The sequence below is a fragment of the Massilimicrobiota sp. An134 genome, from assembly GCF_002160815.1.
GTDB classification, from domain to species: Bacteria; Bacillota_I; Bacilli_A; order Erysipelotrichales; family Coprobacillaceae; genus Allocoprobacillus; species Allocoprobacillus merdigallinarum.
Window position 1 is genome coordinate 1 of sequence record NZ_NFLH01000016.1, and the last position, 20682, is coordinate 20682.

General features: G+C 32.5%; 24 protein-coding genes and 1 other RNA gene. 4 read left to right on the top strand and 21 right to left on the bottom strand.

Annotated elements, in window-relative coordinates:
• On the top strand, window positions 1-276 hold a 276-nt coding region (locus B5E79_RS13480), incomplete at its 5' end, for a hypothetical protein (RefSeq protein ID WP_158095485.1).
• A 153-nt stretch (window positions 277-429) separates the two neighbouring features.
• Here B5E79_RS13480 and B5E79_RS07665 read toward each other — a convergent pair.
• The 13 genes from B5E79_RS07665 to B5E79_RS07725 all read right to left on the bottom strand — a co-directional run bounded on the left by B5E79_RS07665 (window position 430) and on the right by B5E79_RS07725 (window position 10982).
• Window positions 430-1938 (bottom strand): IMP dehydrogenase, encoded by a 1509-nt coding sequence (locus tag B5E79_RS07665; protein ID WP_087244205.1) that lies wholly within the window; start codon window positions 1936-1938, stop codon window positions 430-432.
• Window positions 1939-2003: 65 nt separating this feature from the next.
• Window positions 2004-2348, bottom strand: coding sequence for a YlbF/YmcA family competence regulator (locus B5E79_RS07670; protein WP_087244204.1), 345 nt, complete (start codon window positions 2346-2348; stop codon window positions 2004-2006).
• On the bottom strand, window positions 2332-3774 hold the full coding sequence (gene miaB, locus B5E79_RS07675; protein ID WP_087297570.1) for a tRNA (N6-isopentenyl adenosine(37)-C2)-methylthiotransferase MiaB: 1443 nt from the start codon (window positions 3772-3774) through the stop codon (window positions 2332-2334). The genes B5E79_RS07670 and miaB overlap by 17 nt, the downstream gene beginning before the upstream one ends.
• Before the next feature lie 81 nt (window positions 3775-3855).
• Window positions 3856-4101, bottom strand: a complete 246-nt coding sequence (locus B5E79_RS07680; RefSeq protein ID WP_087244202.1) for a hypothetical protein — start codon at window positions 4099-4101, stop codon at window positions 3856-3858.
• A 62-nt stretch (window positions 4102-4163) separates the two neighbouring features.
• A complete protein-coding gene (locus tag B5E79_RS07685; protein WP_087297571.1) occupies window positions 4164-4424 on the bottom strand; it encodes a stage V sporulation protein S in 261 nt (86 codons plus the stop codon).
• Between the two features lie 47 nt (window positions 4425-4471).
• A complete protein-coding gene (locus tag B5E79_RS07690) occupies window positions 4472-5254 on the bottom strand; it encodes a TIGR00282 family metallophosphoesterase (protein ID WP_087244200.1) in 783 nt (260 codons plus the stop codon).
• Window positions 5255-5296: 42 nt separating this feature from the next.
• A complete protein-coding gene (gene rny / locus B5E79_RS07695) occupies window positions 5297-6856 on the bottom strand; it encodes a ribonuclease Y (protein WP_087244199.1) in 1560 nt (519 codons plus the stop codon).
• Window positions 6857-7001: 145 nt separating this feature from the next.
• Window positions 7002-8033 carry a recombinase RecA gene (gene recA, locus B5E79_RS07700; protein ID WP_087244198.1) on the bottom strand — a complete coding sequence of 344 codons (1032 nt, stop codon included), beginning with the start codon at window positions 8031-8033 and terminating at the stop codon, window positions 7002-7004.
• 44 nt (window positions 8034-8077) lie between these two features.
• Window positions 8078-8533: a CinA family protein gene (locus tag B5E79_RS07705; RefSeq protein ID WP_087244197.1), complete on the bottom strand. Its 456-nt coding sequence runs from the start codon at window positions 8531-8533 to the stop codon at window positions 8078-8080.
• A 1-nt stretch (window position 8534) separates the two neighbouring features.
• Entirely contained in the window at window positions 8535-9128 is a 594-nt protein-coding gene (pgsA, locus tag B5E79_RS07710) for a CDP-diacylglycerol--glycerol-3-phosphate 3-phosphatidyltransferase (RefSeq protein ID WP_087297572.1), read from the bottom strand.
• A 1-nt stretch (window position 9129) separates the two neighbouring features.
• A complete protein-coding gene (locus B5E79_RS07715; RefSeq protein ID WP_087297573.1) occupies window positions 9130-10071 on the bottom strand; it encodes a helix-turn-helix domain-containing protein in 942 nt (313 codons plus the stop codon).
• A gap of 216 nt (window positions 10072-10287) precedes the next feature.
• Window positions 10288-10609, bottom strand: an RNA gene (rnpB, locus tag B5E79_RS07720) — RNase P RNA component class B.
• A gap of 40 nt (window positions 10610-10649) precedes the next feature.
• On the bottom strand, window positions 10650-10982 hold the full coding sequence (locus tag B5E79_RS07725; RefSeq protein WP_087297608.1) for a DivIVA domain-containing protein: 333 nt from the start codon (window positions 10980-10982) through the stop codon (window positions 10650-10652).
• A gap of 148 nt (window positions 10983-11130) precedes the next feature.
• Between B5E79_RS07725 and recU the strand changes: the two genes are divergently transcribed.
• Window positions 11131-11724, top strand: a complete 594-nt coding sequence (gene recU, locus B5E79_RS07730) for a Holliday junction resolvase RecU (protein ID WP_087297574.1) — start codon at window positions 11131-11133, stop codon at window positions 11722-11724.
• On the top strand, window positions 11724-14528 hold the full coding sequence (locus tag B5E79_RS07735) for a transglycosylase domain-containing protein (RefSeq protein ID WP_241147473.1): 2805 nt from the start codon (window positions 11724-11726) through the stop codon (window positions 14526-14528). Before recU ends, B5E79_RS07735 begins: the two co-directional genes overlap by 1 nt.
• A 31-nt stretch (window positions 14529-14559) precedes the next feature.
• Here B5E79_RS07735 and nth read toward each other — a convergent pair whose 3' ends face one another.
• From nth to spoIVA, 6 genes are all read right to left on the bottom strand, one after another.
• Window positions 14560-15216 carry an endonuclease III gene (nth, locus tag B5E79_RS07740; protein ID WP_087297576.1) on the bottom strand — a complete coding sequence of 219 codons (657 nt, stop codon included), beginning with the start codon at window positions 15214-15216 and terminating at the stop codon, window positions 14560-14562.
• Window positions 15209-15808 carry a DnaD domain protein gene (locus tag B5E79_RS07745; RefSeq protein WP_087244191.1) on the bottom strand — a complete coding sequence of 200 codons (600 nt, stop codon included), beginning with the start codon at window positions 15806-15808 and terminating at the stop codon, window positions 15209-15211. Before B5E79_RS07745 ends, nth begins: the two co-directional genes overlap by 8 nt.
• Window position 15809: 1 nt before the next feature.
• A complete protein-coding gene (locus B5E79_RS07750) occupies window positions 15810-16286 on the bottom strand; it encodes a hypothetical protein (RefSeq protein ID WP_087297577.1) in 477 nt (158 codons plus the stop codon).
• Between the two features lie 79 nt (window positions 16287-16365).
• On the bottom strand, window positions 16366-17082 hold the full coding sequence (locus B5E79_RS07755; RefSeq protein ID WP_087297578.1) for a zinc metallopeptidase: 717 nt from the start codon (window positions 17080-17082) through the stop codon (window positions 16366-16368).
• A gap of 66 nt (window positions 17083-17148) precedes the next feature.
• Entirely contained in the window at window positions 17149-17421 is a 273-nt protein-coding gene (locus B5E79_RS07760) for an HU family DNA-binding protein (RefSeq protein WP_087244188.1), read from the bottom strand.
• Between the two features lie 71 nt (window positions 17422-17492).
• Entirely contained in the window at window positions 17493-18971 is a 1479-nt protein-coding gene (gene spoIVA / locus B5E79_RS07765) for a stage IV sporulation protein A (RefSeq protein ID WP_087297579.1), read from the bottom strand.
• 123 nt (window positions 18972-19094) lie between these two features.
• Here spoIVA and B5E79_RS07770 point away from each other — a divergent pair, with 123 nt between their 5' ends.
• Window positions 19095-19568 (top strand): VOC family protein, encoded by a 474-nt coding sequence (locus tag B5E79_RS07770; RefSeq protein WP_087297580.1) that lies wholly within the window; start codon window positions 19095-19097, stop codon window positions 19566-19568.
• 16 nt (window positions 19569-19584) lie between these two features.
• Here B5E79_RS07770 and B5E79_RS07775 read toward each other — a convergent pair whose 3' ends face one another.
• Window positions 19585-20169 carry a hypothetical protein gene (locus B5E79_RS07775; protein ID WP_087297581.1) on the bottom strand — a complete coding sequence of 195 codons (585 nt, stop codon included), beginning with the start codon at window positions 20167-20169 and terminating at the stop codon, window positions 19585-19587.
• Window positions 20162-20668: a hypothetical protein gene (locus B5E79_RS07780; protein WP_087297582.1), complete on the bottom strand. Its 507-nt coding sequence runs from the start codon at window positions 20666-20668 to the stop codon at window positions 20162-20164. Before B5E79_RS07780 ends, B5E79_RS07775 begins: the two co-directional genes overlap by 8 nt.
• Between the last annotated feature and the right edge of the window lie 14 nt (window positions 20669-20682).

The window sequence follows — 20682 nt, forward strand, 5'->3', positions numbered from 1 at the left end:
GACGGAAGAATGACATCCCGTACAAAGAAAGATGCATCTACACATCAAAATATCTCAGAAGTCAAACCATTAACGCCAGAAGAAGTTGATGAAATGCTTCTCCATGATGACACATATGAGTCAGATAAGGTACTTATGAAATGTGACAGATGCGGATGTGAAATGGAACTTGACGGATACATATTAAGTGAAATAGCGGAGGCTGATGGAGATGATGAACTGTCATGCATCTGCATGAAATGTGGAAAAGGAACAATGCACCAGGTCAAGAAATGATATATCTGGTTACGTTTTTGCATGCAGAAAAATAGAGTAATGCTGGTGCATTACTTTTTATTTTGCTCATTGTTAATATTTGCTTTAAGCGTTTATCAACCAAACGAAACCAAATTCCTATAATATAAAAAAAGATACTTCAAATGAAGTATCTTATTGATTATGTGATGGTGTTGAATCTTTCAACACAACATCATGTGCTCCACCTTCAACAATACTTGTTGAAGAAACAAGAGTGATTTTGGCTTTTTCCTGTAATTCAGGAATTGTTAAAGCACCACAGTTACACATAGTTGATTTAATTTTGGCAAGTGTTAAACCAACATTATCTTTTAATGGACCTGCATATGGTACATAAGAATCAACACCTTCTTCAAATGAAAGTTTAGCATCTCCACCTAAATCATAACGTTGCCAGTTACGTGCACGAGCGCTACCTTCACCCCAGTATTCTTTCATATACTGTCCATTGATATTGACTTTATTTGTAGGTGATTCATCAAAACGAGAGAAATATCTTCCTAACATGATAAAATCAGATCCCATTGCTAAAGCTAATGTCATATGATAGTCATGAACAATTCCACCATCACTACAGATAGGAACATAAATTCCAGTTTCTTTAAAATATTCATCTCTAGCTTTAGCAACTTCAATAGTTGCAGTTGCTTGCCCTCTACCAATTCCTTTTTGTTCACGTGTAATACAAATAGAACCTCCACCGATTCCAACTTTAACGAAATCAGCACCACATTCAGCTAAAAATCTAAATCCTTCAGCATCAACAACATTTCCAGCCCCAACTTTTACACTATCACCATAATGTTCTCTGATCCATTCAATTGTTAATTTTTGCCATTCACTGAATCCTTCACTAGAATCAATACATAATACATCTGCTCCAGCTTCTACTAACGCAGGAACACGTGTTGCATAATCTCTTGTATTGATACCTGCACCAACAACATATCTCTTAGATGCATCTAATAATTCATTAGGATTAGATTTTCTTGATTCATAATCTTTTCTAAATACAAAATATTCTAATTTCTGATTATCATCAATAATTGGTAAAGCATTCAACTTATTATCCCAGATAATATCATTAGCTTCTTTCAATGAAACACCACTTTTAGCAGTAATCAATTTATCAAATGGTGTCATAAACTCAGATACTTTTGTATCTAAAGACATGCGTGAAATACGATAATCTCTTCCTGTTACAATTCCAACTAATTTTCCATTTTGTGTTCCATCTTCAGTCACAGCCATAGTTGAATGTCCAGTTTTTTCTTTTAACGCAATAACATCCTTTAAAGTCTGATCAGGAGCAATATTTGAATCACTTGGAACAAATCCAGCTTTATAATTTTTCACTTTTCTAACCATTTCAGCCTGTGCTTCAACAGTTTGTGATCCATATATAAATGAAACTCCACCTTCTCTTGCTAAAGCAATAGCCATTGTATCATTAGATACAGATTGCATGATTGCTGATACAAGTGGGATGTTTAACGATAATGCAGGTTCTTCACCTTTTTTAAATTTAACTAATGGTGTTTTTAAACTGACATTTTTTGGTTGACACTGAGCACTTGAGTATCCTGGTACCAATAAATATTCATTAAAAGTATGTGATGGTTCTTCAAAAAAATATGCCATAATCTCTCTCCTTTTTCTTATATTGTCATTTATTGAAGAAATTATATAGATTTTTCATGATTTCGTCAACTCTTTTTCTTCAATTCCAGATTAATATCATTTTGAATCTGATTTAATAATGCATTCACTTCTTCTTTTAACACTAAATAATTATATACTAATGGATTTTCATCAAACGATTTTTTCTTTTTTTGATAAGCTTGAATTAAACTTTCACAGTCGTTATTCAAATGTTTAGCTTTTACAATAGCCTGCTGCATTTGTTTTAACTCCTTCTCCAAAGCTTTCAATACTTCATCATTTTGTATCTTCTTTTCATATCTTTGATATTCTTTGACAATATCCTGATTTAAAATCCATTGATTCAAAGCTTCAGCCTTTTCTTGAACTTGTTTATTCAACTTCTTCACCTTTCAATGCCCATGTTTTGACTTCTGTGACTCTAACAGGAACTATTTGACCAATATGTTCAGGATTTCCTTTAAAATTAATAAGTTTTTGATGTTTTGTATATCCTGTTAACATTTCATTATCTTTTTTAGATGTTCCTTCTACGAGAACTTCTACAACCTGATTTAGAAATTTTTGATTTTGTTTAAGTGCTTTTTCATTCACCAAATCATTGAGACGATATAGACGTTGTTCTTTTGTTTGAATGTCAATATCATCCTCCATCTTCGCTGCTGGTGTTCCCGCACGAGGTGAATAAATAAATGTATATGCTAAATCATATTCACAATATTCATATAATGATAATGTATCTTCAAACTGTTCATCTGTTTCCCCAGGGAATCCTACAATAACATCAGTTGTGATAGTACAATCAGGAATCTTTGATTTAATCTTATCAAATAATTTTAAATAATCCTCTCTTGTATATCTTCTTCCCATACGTTTTAAAACTTCACTATTTCCTGATTGAACAGGTAAGTGAATCGCTGGCATAATGTTATCATATTGAGCAATAACATCAATCATTTCATCACTGAAATCCCATGGATGACTAGTTGTAAAACGTATACGTGGAATGCCAGTTTTAGCTACATCTTCTAACAATGAAGCAAAGTTATAATCATCTTGAAAATCCTTACCATAAGAATTCACATTTTGGCCTAATAATGTAATCTCCTGATATCCCTGCTCTTTTAATTCTAAAACTTCTTGAAGAATTTCTTCTTTTAAACGTGATCTTTCTTTACCACGTGTGTAAGGCACAATACAATATGTACAAAACTTATTACATCCATACATAATATTAACCCAAGCTTTATAAGGATGTGCGCGATGACTTGGTAGATTTTCAATGACATCCCCTTCTTTAGACCAGACTTCCAAAACCATTTCTTTATCTAACATAGCTTGTTTTAATAAAACAGGCAAACGATGGATATTATGTGTTCCAAAAATCAAATCTACTTGTGGATGTTTTTCTAAAATCTTATTAACAACAACTTCTTCTTGAGCCATACATCCACAAATTCCAAAGATAATATTAGGATTTGTTCTTTTGACTTTTTTAAGATATCCAATTTTTCCAAAAACCTTTTCTTCAGCATTTTCTCTTATTGCACAGGTATTCAGTAAAACAACCTGTGCATCTTTAATTTCATCAGTTGCACTGTATCCTAAACTTTCTAAAATACCTGCTAGTGTTTCACTATCACGTTCATTAGCTTGGCAGCCATATGTCTGAATAAAGTATTTCTGTCCTTTTCCAATACCAACCATATCTGCTGGTATTTCATAAGCATCTTTAATATGATGTATTTCATCTTTTCCTCTATGTTTGGCATCTTTTAAAGATGGACCTTTAAAATATTGACTATAATCTTTCATTTTCTCACCACTTTCTGCTTTATTATACCAAATAAATCAAAATAAGAAAGAAAAAAATAAGGACATTGTCCTTATTTTTCATTAACCAAAGAATCCATCTGGCTGAATTGAGAAATATAAGATTCCACCTTCTGGTGTTTTCTTAAATAAACCTTTGCAATATGAAGCAGCTTCATCAGGGCTTAATTCTGTTTCACATTCAATTTCAGCTTTAATTCCTGTTTTCTTTATAAATTTACATTTAACTTTATCATCTTCATACCCATCAAAGAAATCAATTAATTTTTGAACTTGAGCAGTAGACATTAATAATTTACATTTTGCCATAATATTTCCTCCTTATTATCACATTTCTATTATAACACTTTGCTAAAAAAAATAAAGCCTTTTCATCTCATTTCTACATTTAATCTTAATGATGTAATGACCTGATTATCAATTGTCAAATCATAAAATGATGGGATACAATACAATTCATATCCACTTGGTGCAATGTAGCCACGTGAAATAGCAATAGCCTTCATAGCCTGATTTAAAGCAGCTGCTCCAATCACTTGAATTTGAACCTTTTGGTGTTCTCTTAATAAACTCGTTAATGCTCCAGCAACCTTGCTTGGTTGTGAAGAAGACGATACTCTCATCATTTCCATAAAAATTCCTCCTTGCTTTTAATATATGAGCAAAGAGGAAAAATATACTATAAAGGATGATCTGGATCAATACAAATTCTTTGAATATGCGTACACTCATTATTTTGATTAAATGATAGTAAAGTTGCTCTGAATTGTCCCATTCCTTCAGCTACCTGGAAAGGTGTCATAATACCCATTTTCATGCGTTTAATAATTCCTTCAACATCACATCCAATAGCACTATGATAAGGACCTGTCATTCCTACATCACATTGAAATGCTGTTCCATGAGGCAAAATCTTTTCATCTGCTGTTGTGACATGTGTATGTGTCCCTAGCACTGCCGCAACTTTTCCATCAAGATAATAACCTAAAGCCACCTTTTCACTTGTAGCTTCAGCATGAAAATCAATAATATGTATATCACTTTGATCTTCTTTCAAAATTTCATCAATAGCTTCAAATGGATTTTGTGACTTTCCATCCATAAAAGTAATACCTAATAGATTCGTCACACGAATCTTACGATTTTGAAACATAATCTCACGACTTCCAACACCCGGCAAAGCTTTAGGCTGATTATAAGGCACGATTAAACGATCTGCTTCGTCTATATATTGAAACAGTTCCTTTTTAGCAAATGTATGATTACCCATGGTCATAAATGATATACCTTGAAATAAAAACTCATCATAATGTTTTTTTATTAATCCTTTGCCGTGCGTTGCATTTTCTACATTGGCAATGACAAAATCAATCTGATATTTCTTCTTCAACAATGGTAAATATTGATCAATCATTTCTCTCCCAATTGCTGAAAAAACATCTCCAATAAAAAGAATGTTCATTATCTCTCCTACTTTCTAAAAAAAGATAGGATATCCTATCTTTTATTTGGCAATTTCATTGGCACGAACTTCACGAATAACTGTCACTTTGATATGTCCAGGATAAGTGAGTTCATTTTCAATTTTATCTCTAATATCTCTTGCAAGCTGATGGCTTGTTAAATCATCAACTTGATCCGGTTTGACGATAACACGAATTTCTCGACCAGCCTGAATAGCAAATACTTTATCAACACCATCAAAACCTTTAGAAATTTCTTCTAGTTTTTCAAGTCTTTGAATATAATTTTCAATTGTTTCGCTACGGCTTCCAGGTCTAGCAGCCGATAAAGTATCAGCAGCTGCTACTAAGATAGAAATAACGCTTGTTGGTTCCACATCTCCATGATGTGATTCAATGGCATTAATAACAGTTGCATTTTCACCATATTTCTTTGCAAACTTCACACCTAACTCAACATGGCTACCTTCCATTTCATGGTCAACAGCTTTTCCAATATCATGCAATAATCCTGCACGTCTAGCAAGCTGTTGGTTGAGACCAAGTTCAGCTGCCATCATTCCAGCAAAATGCGCAACTTCTAATGAGTGCTGTAAAGCATTTTGACCATAACTTGTACGATATTTCAATTTTCCAATCAACATGATAATTTCTTTGTGAACACGTGATAAACCTAATTCAAAAATAGCATCTTCCCCAGTTTTTTGAATAACTTCATGAAGTTCATTTTTTGTCTTTTGAACCACTTCTTCAATACGACCAGGTTGAATTCTTCCATCTCTAATCAACGTTTCTAATGAAAGACGTGCAATTTCTCTACGAATTGGATCAAAGCAAGAAATAGTAATAGCTTCAGGTGTATCATCAATAATCAATTCTACTCCTGTTGCATTTTCAATTGCTTTAATATTTCTCCCTTCACGTCCAATAATACGACCTTTCATTTCTTCGCTTGGTAAAGCAACAACATTAACAGTTCGTTCAATCGTTTCTTCCTGTGAATAACGATTAATAGCTGCTGCAATAATATCTTTTGCATAAAGCGAAGCTTTAGATTTTGCCTCATCTTCCTGCTCTTTGATATAAGCTGTCACTTCTTTTGACATTTTTTGTTCAACTTGTTTAAATAACTCTTCTTTTGCTTCATTAGCGCTCATTGCTGCAATTTTTTCTAATTCCGTAATTTTTGCATCAATCTGATCTTTCAATTGAGCCTCTAATTTCCCTAGTTCTTCACTTTTCTTTTCTAATTGCACTGCTTTTTCTTCCAAAACATCTTCTCTACCTTGTAAAGCAATATCTCTACGATCAATATTTTGTTCTCTTTGCAATAGTTTATTTTCAAATTTAGTAACTTCTAAGCGTTGTTCCTTGATTTCTTTTTCAGCCTCAAGCTTATATTCATAAGCCTGTGTTTTCGCATCAAGAATCGCTTCCTTAACTATATTATCAGCCTTAGAATTGGCTTCATCCACAATTCTAGAAGCATCATTATGAGCTTTAGATACTCCTAATTTTGTTAAAATAAAATATAAACCAAATCCTAAAGCGACACAAAGAACATAGGTAACAATAGTAAGAGGGGCACCAAATTCTTGCATAATCTTCCTCCTATTTCCTATGACAAATTTCTTGTTGTGCATTACACACATAAAATATTATACCGTATTTTTGTGAAATTGACAATAAAATATCAAAAGATTGCTTTTTGACCACAATAAAAACCAATATAGAAAACTATATTGGTTAAGCTTCTTCATGAGCAAAAATCTGTGCTTTGACTTTTTCTTCAATTTCATTCATAATATCAGGATGTTCAGCTAAGAAAATTTTAACATTTTCTCTACCCTGACCAATTTTTTCACCTTGATAAGCATACCATGCGCCTGATTTATCAATAATATCATGAGCAACTGCCAAATCAATAATTTCACCATCTCTTGCGATACCTTTACCATAAATGATATCCACAGATGTTGTTTTAAATGGAGGTGAAACCTTGTTTTTGACAACTTTAATATTGACTTTATTTCCAACAATCTCACTACCATTTTTGATAGCTTCACTACGTCTGATTTCAATACGCACAGAAGCATAAAACTTCAAGGCACGTCCTCCTGTTGTTGTTTCAGGATTACCATACATAACACCAATTTTTTCTCTTAACTGATTAATAAAAATAATTGTACATGATGTTTTATTCATAAGTCCAGACAAACGACGCATAGCCTTAGACATCATACGCGCCTGTAAACCAACTGAATTATCACCCATTTCACCATCAAGTTCAACTTGTGGAACCAAAGCCGCTACTGAGTCAACAACAACCAAATCAATCGCATTACTCTTTACTAAAGTTTCCGCAATAGCTAACCCCTGTTCTCCACTATCAGGCTGTGATAAAATCAGTTCATCAACATTCACTCCTAAATTTCTCGCATAAATAGGATCAATAGCATGCTCTGCATCAATGAAAGCAGCTCTTCCTCCCTGTTTTTGAACTTCTGCTATCGCATGAAGTGTTAATGTTGTTTTCCCACTTGATTCAGGACCATAAATTTCAATAATACGTCCTTTGGGATAACCACCAATACCAAGTGCAGCATCTAGTGTTAACGAACCGGTAGGAATCACATCAATATCAACCGCCACACGATCGCCTAATTTCATAATTGACCCTTTACCAAACTGCTTTTCAATTAAATGAATGGCATCTGTTAATGCTTTTTCTTTTTTATCATCAACTGATTCTGTTTTTTTCACTTTCTTTTCTGCCATAAAATATTCCTCCTACTATTTATATACAACACTTTTTTATGAAATTACTTCAAAATTTCTAAAATTTTTTCAATTCCTATCAAAATAGCCTGTTTTTGAATATCATCACGGCTGCCAGAAAGACGATAACAAAAAGTATATATATTTTCACCATAGGCAATACCAATATAAATCAAACCAACTGGTTTTCCTTCCATTGCTGATGGACCTGCATTTCCAGTAAAAGAAATGCATACATCACTATCAAACATTTTTTGTCCTTGAATGGCCATCAGTCCTGCGACTTCTTTAGAAACAACGCCAAACTGATCAATAATTTTTTCATCAATATGCAAAACATCTCTTTTAATACGTGTCTGATAGCTCACTAATGTTCCTCGATAAACAGCCGAAATGCCACTAATACTACCAATTGTTTTGGCAAAACCACCTACTGTAAAACTCTCTACACTGCTTATCGAAATATTTCTTTGTATTAATAATTGAGCTAATTCTTCCATTTTACATACTCTCCATGATATATTGTCTATTTTTCATAAAATAGTCTACTCCACTCACAAAAGAAATCAATGTTGCAAGCCAAATCATGATCTGATCCATTGGAATATGCAAACCAGCAAAAACAATATTATTCAATAACAGCAAACAAATAGCAAGCATTTGTGTCATTGTTTTTGCTTTTCCTAGATAACTTGCCGCTAAAACAACATTCTTTTGGCTGGCAACCAAACGAATAGCATCAACAATAATATCTCTTGAAATCATAATGATAGGAATAATGATATGAATATCATGTGTTGAAGCTAACAATAACAAAGTCGTATTAACAATCAATTTATCAGCAATTGGATCAATAAACTTTCCAAAAGTCGTAATCAAATGCTGTTTTCGTGCAATATAACCATCTAAATAATCCGTCAATGCTGATAAAGCAAAAATCAAAAATAAAATAATATCTAATAAAGATAATGATGTTGATAAAACATCAAAAACAGGTATCTCAATACCTAATGATTGATATGGTATCAAATAAACAATAATAAATAATGGGACACTCAATAAACGAATTGTTGTTAATTTATTAGGTAAATTCATATTATTCCTTCTCTAATGTTAAAATGAGATCTACTGGTCTATCTTGATTAGTATTGATATCTTCATCAGTTAATGGAATTTCCTGATTATTAATATAATAACGATGTCCTCTATTATTACCATTACGTAAATCTAAACTTTCAAAATCACTTACATTAAATGTCAATTCTACTGTTTCAGTTTCACCATCTTCATTTTCATGATAAATTTTTGATACAAACTGATCATATATCTCATCATTGACTCTCATTTGTGCCCAACAAGGTGCATTATATTCAACTTTCAATGTAAATGTTTGGGCATCTGCAGGCAATTTGAAATTATAATCTAAAAAATCATTTCTAGTAAATTCTACAGTTCCTTGTGTTGTTTGTGATTGATTACCATTATTTCCAGAATTTGACGGCTGATTATCTGGAGGTGTTGTTTCCACATTTCCTTCTACTGTCAATTGATTATCAGGTTTTGCTGGATCATCACTTTGAGTACGTGTTGCATAAAATCCAAACCAAATAACGACAATCACCAGACACACTAAAACCAAAATAATAGCCGCACGAATAATCGTTACATGCGATTTATCTTCATATACAGAAGGTTTTCTAGTTAATTGAGGTGCTTTAAAAGAGAATTTTTTCCCTTTATTCACAATTTCTTCATTATGATCTTCCTGTATTTCTTTTTCCTTTAATTCTTCCAACTCAATTTCACGAGTTAATTCTATATATTGCTCTGTTAACTGTTCTCCATCCATCTCTAAAGCTTGTGAGATTTTTTTGAGGTACATCTTTACATAAGCTTCATCACCTTTATAGCGATCAAATTTCCCATTTTCTATATCTCTTAAAACAGCGACTGAAATTTTTGTTTTTGCTGATAAATCTTCTATCGTCATTTGTTTCTTTTCTCTTTTTTGACGAATATTTTGACCTAAATTATCCAAAAAAATACCTCCTTATTTCCAGAAAATGTCCCTTCAATAATAATCATATTAAACCATAAAATAGTTATTTTTACAATACCAACACTATTATTTTATGAATTTATGAACAAGTTATGAATTTTATCCTATATCTATATAATTTCCTGTCAAAAAAATAAATATTTTTATTTTAGGTAGAAAAAAAGTCGACATTTCTATCGACAAAATTGCTCATTCTGATAAGCCGAGTTCTGTTTTTCAACCGATTATTTATCTATGTGTATAACACATCTTCATATCAGTTCAATTCCCTCTATGAAGCTCCCCTACCAAAATTTGGGTTTCATCCTTGCAGAGTTTACCGCTTTTCACTCTTTTTTTCAAAAGACATTGTTTCTGTGGCACTTTATGACTTATCAACCATGCCTGACGGTTTAGGTCTTAGGTCTGTCGTTAGCAAGATGCTACCTGCATTTATTAGATGCAGTACAAACACTACAATCATCGCAGATTGTGGATGCCCGGACTTTCCTCTATTTCTAGCAATCGGTTCTCATGAGCATGCATATTTTACTCAAAATCGCAAAAAAAAGCAATCATTATTTATTTTTATAGACTTCTTTTTCTAAATTAGAGATTCTTTTTAACAAATCTACATTAGATGAAAGATTTTCTTCCATAGAACGTAAATTATCCTGTTGAATCAAATGTTCTCTTTCCATATTTGCTATTTTCATTTTTAAAGCTTCGTTTTCTTTTTGTAGATTTTCAATCTGTTCATAAGATTCATTCAACATTTGCGCAAATGTTTCATAATCTTCAACAACTGTATCTAAAAAATAATCTACTTCGGTTGCACTATAACCCTTAAAATCTATTTGAAAATGTTTGTTTAAAATTTTTTTTGGACTTAACTGTATTTTCTTTGCCATATCCATCACCTTTCCTCCTCCATATTTTCACAAAAAACAATTATAAATGCAAGATATTTTTAAAAAAAGATGATTTTACACACAAATTAGACAAGATGGGAAAAATATATGTTATAATAACATGGTAAATCAATGAAAGGATATAATTATGGTTAATTACCCTAATATGAAACGCAGCTGGCAATCTTCAACATTATCAACGCACGATAAAAAACATTATACAGCTCATCGTGGAATGTCATTGGAAGAAGATATTACATTATCGAATCAATATTATCTTTCACATGATATTGCGGTTATTTATAAAAAGCCAACGCCTATTCAAATTGTCAAAGTTGACTATCCCAGACGTGAAGCCGCTAAAATTGTAGAAGCTTATTATAAAACACCTTCAACCACAGACTATAATGGACTTTATCGTGGGAAATATGTGGATTTTGAAGCTAAAGAAACAAAAGTCAAGACCTTTCCTTTTGCAAATATTTCAAAACATCAGATTGATCATCTACAAAAAATCATCAATCATGGAGGGATTGCTTTTGTTATTATTGCATTTACCTCATTAAATGAGGTATACTTAATTGACGCAAGTCATATCATTAATGATTATTATCATTCCCAGCGAAAATCAATAACATATGAAAAAATCAAAAATCTTGGACATCTGATACCCCAAGGCTATCAACCAAGATTAGATTATTTAAAAGTTGTTGACGATTGGTATTTTAAGGAGGATGAATGATGAAAAAAATAAACCGAAAAAAATCTACCAAAACAGAAAACAAAAAACAAAAAAGACGAATTATTAAAGTTGTTTGTTTAATTGTTGCGGTTATGATTACTTCTGCTGGTATGTATTTGGGATTTGGGATTTTCAAACAGGTAGAAGGCTTTTCAAAGGAAAAACTCACTTCTGATGAATCTTCTGTTTTATGTACAACAGACGGTGAAGAGTGGTTTTCCGTTGCTCGTGGTGGTGTTCAAAAAAATGTCAGTTACAATGACATTCCTCAAGTAATGATTGATGCTGTTGTAGCTGCTGAAGATTCACGTTTTTTTGAACATAACGGGTTTGATGTTCCTCGTATTGTCAAAGCCTTACTAGGTAATATTGCTGCAGGTGGTATTACAGCTGGTGGTTCAACAATTACTCAACAGTTAATTAAAAAGTCATACTATCCTGATGAGGAACAAACCATTGAAAGAAAAATTGGTGAAATTATTCTTTCAATCGAAGCAACTTCTCAAATTTCAAAAGAAGAAGTTCTTGAACTCTATTTAAATAAAATTTATTTTGGATATGGTCCTCAAACAGTAGGAATTTATGCAGCTTCAAGATATTATTTTGATAAATCAGTACAAAACTTAACATTACCAGAAGCGGCTTTGTTAGCAGGTACTTTAAACTCTCCAAACCGTTTTGATCCGTTTAGAAACCTGGACTTAGCTCAAGATCGTCGTGATACAATTCTAGGTTTAATGTTACAGCATGGTTATATATCTAAAGAAGAATGCGAAGCTACAAAAGCTATTCCAGTTGAAAACACATTGAAATCAAATCCAATTTCAACAAGCGGACAATATCAGGCATATGCTGATAAAGTCATTCGTGAAGTTCAGGAAACAACTGGTTATGATCCATATGAAACACCTATGCGTATCTATACATATATTGATACTGATGTTCAAAAACAATTAGATGATATTGCAAGTGGTGAAACATATGATTTTCAGGATTCAAGAATTCAAGTGGGTGCTGTTATTCAAGAATCCACAACAGGACGCATTGTCGGTGTTTTAAGTGGACGTGATTATACACCTTTAGGGACAACATATGCATATGCATCTCAAACAGGTGCAAGCTATGGTCAAAAGAACCAGCCTGGTTCTTCATTAAAACCTTTAATTTCATATGCTGCTGCATTTGAATTCTTAGATTATTCAACAGCCCATTATGTCCATGATGTTCCTTATGAATATGCGAATGGTTTTGTTCCTAGCAACTGGAACGGAAGAAAATATAATGGTGATATTTCTATTTCGAGTGCCTTAAGCAATTCATGGAATGCTGCTGCTTTACAAACATTTAGTGAAGTCATTACTGGAAAAGATTGTAATGGTAATGATGTTGGTGATGGTATTGGTATTGATGGTGCAACTCAATATCTTGAAAGCTTGGGATTTGATATGGAAGGCGAATCAGTTGACATTGGTTATGCAATTGGAGCATGGCGACAAGGTGTCACTCCTGAATCTGAAGCTGGTGCCTATGCTGTCATTGCGAATGGTGGAACTTATATTGAACCTCATACAGTTCAAAAAATCGAATTATTAACAACTGGTGAAGTTATTGAAATCGATCAAAAATATCAAGAAGAAAAAACACAAGCCCTTTCTGAAGAATCAGCTTATATGATTCGTGATATCATGACTGACTATGTCAAATCTGGAACAGGAATGTATAGTATGTTAAATTTAGGATATCAGATTGGTGCTAAATCAGGAACTTCTAACCATGCTGATGATACAAGTGTTAATGAAAAAATTCGTGGTCAAAATAAAGATGCCTGGTTATCAGCTTTTTCTCCAGATTATACATGGAGTGTCTGGACAGGTTATAATGCTAAAGATCAAAAAGAAGGTTATTATACAAAAAGCAATCGCGATTCCAATAATATCGCAACGATGATTGCCAAATTCTTACATGAAGATGGTATGAAAAATTCATATCCTTCTCAACCATCTGGATTAGTAAAAGCAAGCTGTGTATCAGGTATTTATCCATATGTGACTCCAGGTGAAGGTGTGCCTGATAATCGTGTTGTTTCTGGTTTATTCAAAAAGAACAATACACCTAGTGGTAGTGCAAATGGTTCTAGTTTAAATAATCTGTCATCTTTTACAGCTGAACTTGCTGATGATAAGCTCAATGTCACATTCACTGAATATGATCCAAAGAGCATGACAGAAGATGCAACACCTACAAAAACATATACAGCTGGTGGAAATAGTTACACACTTCCATATCTAGGTAATATTAATCAATTATATGGAAAAGTTGTTTATAAAGTTGATATTGCAGATGCCTCTGGTAATGTTGTTCATAGTGAAACTTTAAATAGTGCCACTGGAACAATAAATTACACATTATCACCTGGTACATATACTGTAACAGGATACTATGCTTTTGAAAGTGGCAATGGAACTTCTAATAAGATTTCACAAACAATCACAGTAGAAGACACAACGCCTGCAAGCTATACACGTACTGCATTAACAGAAAGTTCAGTTACATATCAGGTCACTGTCCCTTCTGGAACTTCCATTACAGCTTCATTAAATGGAACAAATCAAACACTTCAACAAAGTGGTACAATCACATTTAGTCAATTATCCGCTGGAACAACTTATTCTGTCACATTTACACATACACAAGCTGATGGTCAAACTGTGACTCTTGGTACTGATTCATTCATGACCACAAGTCAAACACAACAACCTGACCCAACTCAGCCTACAACACCGACACAAACTCCAACGCAATAAAAAATAAGACTGAATTCTCAACAATGAGTTTTCAGTCTTTTTCTATATTTAAATATTTTTTTCTTTTAAGCTCTTTACATATATCAATGAGTGAACAATGCTGACAATCAGGATTTATAGATTTACAATGATATCTACCAAAGAAAATCATTTGATGATGCGTTTTAATCCATCTTTCTTGAGGTATAGCTTTTTGTAGCTTTTGTTCAACCACCAAAACTGAATCTTTCTTAAAAGCAAAACCAAGCCTTTTTGAAATACGTTCTACATGTGTATCCACTGCAATAGCAGGCACTTTAAATCCTTCTGATATGACGACATTCGCTGTTTTACGCCCTACTCCTGGCAATGTCTGTAAGGCTTCATGATCACAAGGAACCTGACCATCAAAATCATCAATGAGTTTTTGCGCCATTGCTTTGACATTTTTCGCTTTATTTCGATAAAGACCAATAGTACGTAAATCATTTTCTAATTGCGATAAAGGGGCTTTCGCATAATCTTCAACACTTTGATATTTTTGAAATAACTGTTCTGTTAATTTATTCACACTCGCATCTGTTGTTTGAGCAGATAACATGACTGCAATTAACAATTCTAATTCATTATGATGAACCAATTCACATTTAGCATCTGGATACATCTCATCAAAAACATCTAAAATACGTTTGACTCTTTCCTTATTCATTTTCTTCCCACCATTTATAATCCTTTATACTTTGTTCAACCTCATTATGACTTGGTTGTGGCTTTGCAGGAGCATAGCGCTTTGTAACGCCATAACGTGCCCAATTATCCAATACTTTTTCAATATAACGAAAAGTAATAACACCTGATTTCACTGACTCATTTAAAGCATCAACAATCATTTCATCATCAAAGCCCTGACACTTTAAAGAATTAATTAACTGTACTTCTCTTTGACTTAAACTACGTCCAAAGGCATCTTCAAAAATGCTAACCAAATCAATATCCTGGCTTTCTGTTTGAGTCGGTTGATTTAACAACATTTTTTGTAAAGGCTTGAGATTTAATGAACCATGTTGTCTTGAAATCCAATGTTTATCAACCAATGACATCAAAATATCATCAATCTTTCGAAGTGATAAAGAACAAATACGTGAAATTTGTGATGGTGTAATAGGTTTAACTCCTATATCATCTAAAGTCATAATCAACAATAGTACATAACACTCCTGATCAGAAATATGCAGTTGTTTAGACTTTAAAATCAATAACTTCTGAAAATCAACACAACGATAATCTAATAATTCATCCATATTATTCTCCTAGCCTTACTGCTTTTATAAATTCTCCAGTTGCCAAATCATAATATACATATAACAAAGATTGCTCATCCTGGTAACGTCCATAATATACAAATCGTTCATTTTCATAACCAATTTCCATACTTTCTATATTGACCTGATATTTATCTTGAATAGCTTTTTGGACAACTGCTTCATCAGCCACTTCACCTTGATAAGTATCTACCAGTTTTAACTCCTTATTATATGCTACATAAGATTCAACACCATTTATTTTCACTTTGACAATATAATAAGTTTCTTTACCACGATATTCACTAAAATAATCATCATATTCATATTGATTTGTTTCACAAATTTCATTTCTAATTTCATCAAGTTGATGATGATATTGATAATATGGAACATGAACAAATAACATATAAAAAGAAACAACTGCTAAAATAATAACTAACACAACAACTGAAATAATAAATGTATGTTTTTTCAATCTGTCCACCTCCAGTGTTTCTATTATATAACAAAAAGTCTAAAATGCAAAACAAAAATGAAAAGACCATCACTGGTCTTTACTCATCTCTTGAATTACCTAAAATAATCAAAAATATTCTTAACATACTCATTAATGTTGAAATCAAAGCCGCAACATAAGTCATGGCTGCAGCTGATAGCATTTTCTTAGCACCATCATACTCTGAAGTCGTTAAATAACGTGTTTTTAAAATAGAAAGTGCTCGAGAAGATGCATTGAACTCTACTGGGAGAGTCACCAGTTGGAAAGCCAAGATTCCACACATTGCAATAAAACCAATCCAGGCAATGTCTGTTTGACCAAGAATCAACCCAATAAATATGGCAATCCATCCTAAATACTGTCCAACATTCGCAATTGGTAAAATAGCATTTCTTAATGAAATAGGAATATATTTTTCTTTATATTGAATCGCATGTCCACATTCATGTGCTGCTACAGCTAAAGAAGCTATAGAAGTTCCATGATAAATATCACTGGAAAGATTAATTGTCTTGCGACCAGGATTATAATGATCACTTAATTGACCTTTCACTTCATAAATCTGAATATCATATAATCCCTCACTATCCAATATTTCTCTTGCCACCTGTGCTCCACTTATACCACGCATATTAGCTATCTTTTTATAACGACTATATGTAGATGTGACTTTCATTTGTGCCCATAAGGCCAATATAGCAGCCAAAATAACAAAGATTGTTCCAATCATATAATAGCTATTATAGTAAACTCCATAAAACGGAAAAAACATTTTTTCATCACCTCAATAATTATAATATACCCATTATGTTAACTCAGTATGTCAAAAAAGATGCAATTAATTCATTGCATCTTTTAATCTATTGCTTGGCTTAAATGAAACAGTTTTACTAGCTGGGATAATCATTGCTTCTTTTGTTTTAGGACTTACACCTTTACGTTCTTTTCGATTATTCACTTTAAAAGTTCCAAATCCAGAAATAAGCACTTTATCCCCATTCAAAATACTTTCAATCATTGTATCAAAAACTGTATCTACTAACGCTTCAGCATCCTTTTTTGTTAAATCTTTTTTTAGTGAAACGATATCAATAAGCTCTTTTTTATTCATTTTTTATACTGCCTCCTACTTAAATCTAAGTAGTAGTATAACATTTCAAAAACCTAAGCGCAATAACAAATTTATAAAACTATTGCAATCACATTTGACTTCCCTTTGTTTACAATTTTACTTAAAATATCATGCACTCTAATACAAGCGGTTTCATTCATAGAGGCTAATTTCACACGCATACCTTCATTAATCAAATCGCCCAATTTACGTCCAAAAACGTCACAATCAAAGATAGCTTCTTTATTATTTTCACCATGACTTTGTAAATATTGAATAAATGCTTCTGCCTGTTCTTTCGATCCAATAATAGGTTCAAATGTAGACTCTATATCAACCTTAATCATATGAATAGTTGATGCTGTTGAAACAAGTTTCATTCCATAACGTGGTCCCTGTTTAATCACTTCAGGTTCACTTAATTCTATATCATCCATTAAAGGTAAAGCATATCCATATCCTGTCTGTTTAACCATTCTAATGGCATTTTGATAAGCCTGATATTCCTGACTCATCTGTTTCAAATCCTGTACCTGTTTTAAAAATAATGCAGCATCGAATTTTTCCTGTCCCAAAATTTCATTTAATATTTCCTGATATAGACCATTTCTTTCTTGAATACGTAATGAAGCTGATGAAGAAGATGTATCAATGGATGAAAGATAAGCTTTGCGAATAAAATCAAATTCACTCATATGCGTTGCTATTTTTTCTACATCTCTAAAACGATGAATCTCTAATAATGATTTTTCTAATGACTCATCCAATGTCTGTTTTAACCAATGAAATGAATCCATTAAAGCTATCCAGCGAGGAACTTCAATTTTAACTTCATGAATTGGAAATTCATATAATGCTTCTTTTAATAAATGCGTTATATCTTCCTCATTCATTTCAGTTACCCTTAAAGCTATAACAGGAACATCATGTTTCTCTTTCAAATCTTCAACAAGCTGATTACACTGTAGACTTTGAGGATCTTTTGAATTGACAACAATCACAAATGGTTTCCCAATTTCTTTAAGTTCACGAATCACATCATCTGTTGCCTGTACATAATCTGCTCCAGGTATTTCACAAATAGAGCCATCACAAGTCATGACAATCCCAATCGTTGAATGATCCTGTATCACTTTTTGGGTTCCTATTTTCGCAGCTTCATCAAAAGGAATAGCTTCTAAATACCATGGTGTTTTGACATAACGAATACCTTGCTCATCCTGATAACCTTTCGCTCCATCTATGACATAACCCACACAATCAACAAGACGAATATTGACTCCCAAATTATCTTCTATTTGAATGTGAGCAGCCTGATTAGGAACAAATTTAGGTTCAACAGTCATAATCATTTTTCCTTCACCAGATTGGGGTAATTCATCAGTAGCACGTATTTTAGCGTCTGGATTATCAATATATGGTATCACAGCTTTTTCCATAAAACGCTTAATAAATGATGATTTCCCCACCCTGACTGGTCCAACAACCCCTAAATAGATGTCACCATCACATCTTTTTCCAATATCTTTTAATATATCTATTGTCTGCATAGACTTCCTCCTTCTCACACATCAATATATGAATTTCTTTTTTTATTTAGAACAAATTACAAAAAGATAAAAAAAGTTCATGTTTTTATGGTAGAATGAAACATAGTGAAAAGGAAGGATATTATGAAACTCAAAAATACTGTTTTAATTGTCAATAACCTAGAACAATCTAAAAAATTCTACAAACAAGTTCTAGGATTAAAAGTTTTATTAGATTTTCATGGTTCAGTCACATTGTCATCTGGTATCGTGCTTCAATCAAAAGAAATCTGGAAAGATCTCATTCACAAAACTGATCAAGATATTATGATGGTTAATCATGCAGTGGAATTATCCTTTGAAACAGAAGATATTGATGCTTTTATGTTAGTTTTAGACCAGTATCATGTGACTTTACTACATCCCCCAAAAGAAGGCACATGGGGACAAAGAGTTGTCCGTTTCTATGATCCGGATGGTCATATTATCGAGGTGGGAGAGAGTATGCGTAAAATTATCAAAAGATTAGTGAGTCAAGGTTTTTCTTATGAAGAACTTGCTCATCGCTTACGTTTACCCTTAGACTATATTAAGCAAATTTTAGAATCTCATTCATAAAAAAGACAAAAGCACATTAACGCTTTTGTCTTTTTCGTTTTAACTTATTCATTTTCTTAACTTCTTTATTCCAATATTGATTGGCTTTTTTCATAAAAATACGATCTGTTAACATTGTTGTCTTGCTATAAAAATCCTGATGATGAATAATAGCATCAGAAAGGCGCTTCATTTCATTAGACACAACAAAACGCGAAATCGTCTTCATAATAAAAAGTGCTGATCCAATTTTTAAGCTGCCCTTATAATGTAATTGCTCTCTTTGACACCAATTTTGTAAAATTTTCTCTGAAATATCACATTTTTCAGGTTCATATTCATCACAAGCAATCAATGCATAAATTTCAGTCGATCCTTTTGGCTGTGACTCTAGACGTTCAAAAATTTCTAATGTTGAAGATGGTATAGAATCAAGCGCAATGAAGAAAAGAAAAATAACCTGATCATATTGAAAAAAAGTACGTTCATCAAAAGTCGATACATGGCGAACATCTAAACAATCACAACGATCATCAAGATAAACTTCTAATCTTGATAAAAAAGGTTTCATAAATGTTTGAGTATGTTTCAATCCTGAATTCAATAATAATATTTTAGCCAAGATCAACACCTCCAAACGTACGCAAAACTTCATCTAGCTCATCTTCTTCACAAAAATAAGCATCAACAGATGAATAAGAAAAACCAAGTGTTGAATCATCTAAAATGTCTTTAAACAACTTCTTTTCTGCATCTGTTGCCTGACCATATCCAATCACCAATAATTTTTTACGCAACTGACTTAACCCCAAATGACAGGTTTCCCCATCCACCATTGTATAATAAGGTTCATGATTAACGACCAGTCTTTCCAGCATCTTTTTAAAAGGAATATCAAAGCATCCATATTTCACCCTTGTAATATATATAATCAACTGACAATCATTTGTCCATTTAGAAATAATACTCATATCATCTTTAAAATAGCAGGAACCCTCACATTTTAAACAAGATAATCCTCCTGTACATGTTGAATAATGAATATTATTCAAATTCACAATAACTGAATTTTGAAAAAAGTCAGTTGAAATATCTCTATCTGTAACAACTAAATTTTTCATCTGTGTTCTCCTTT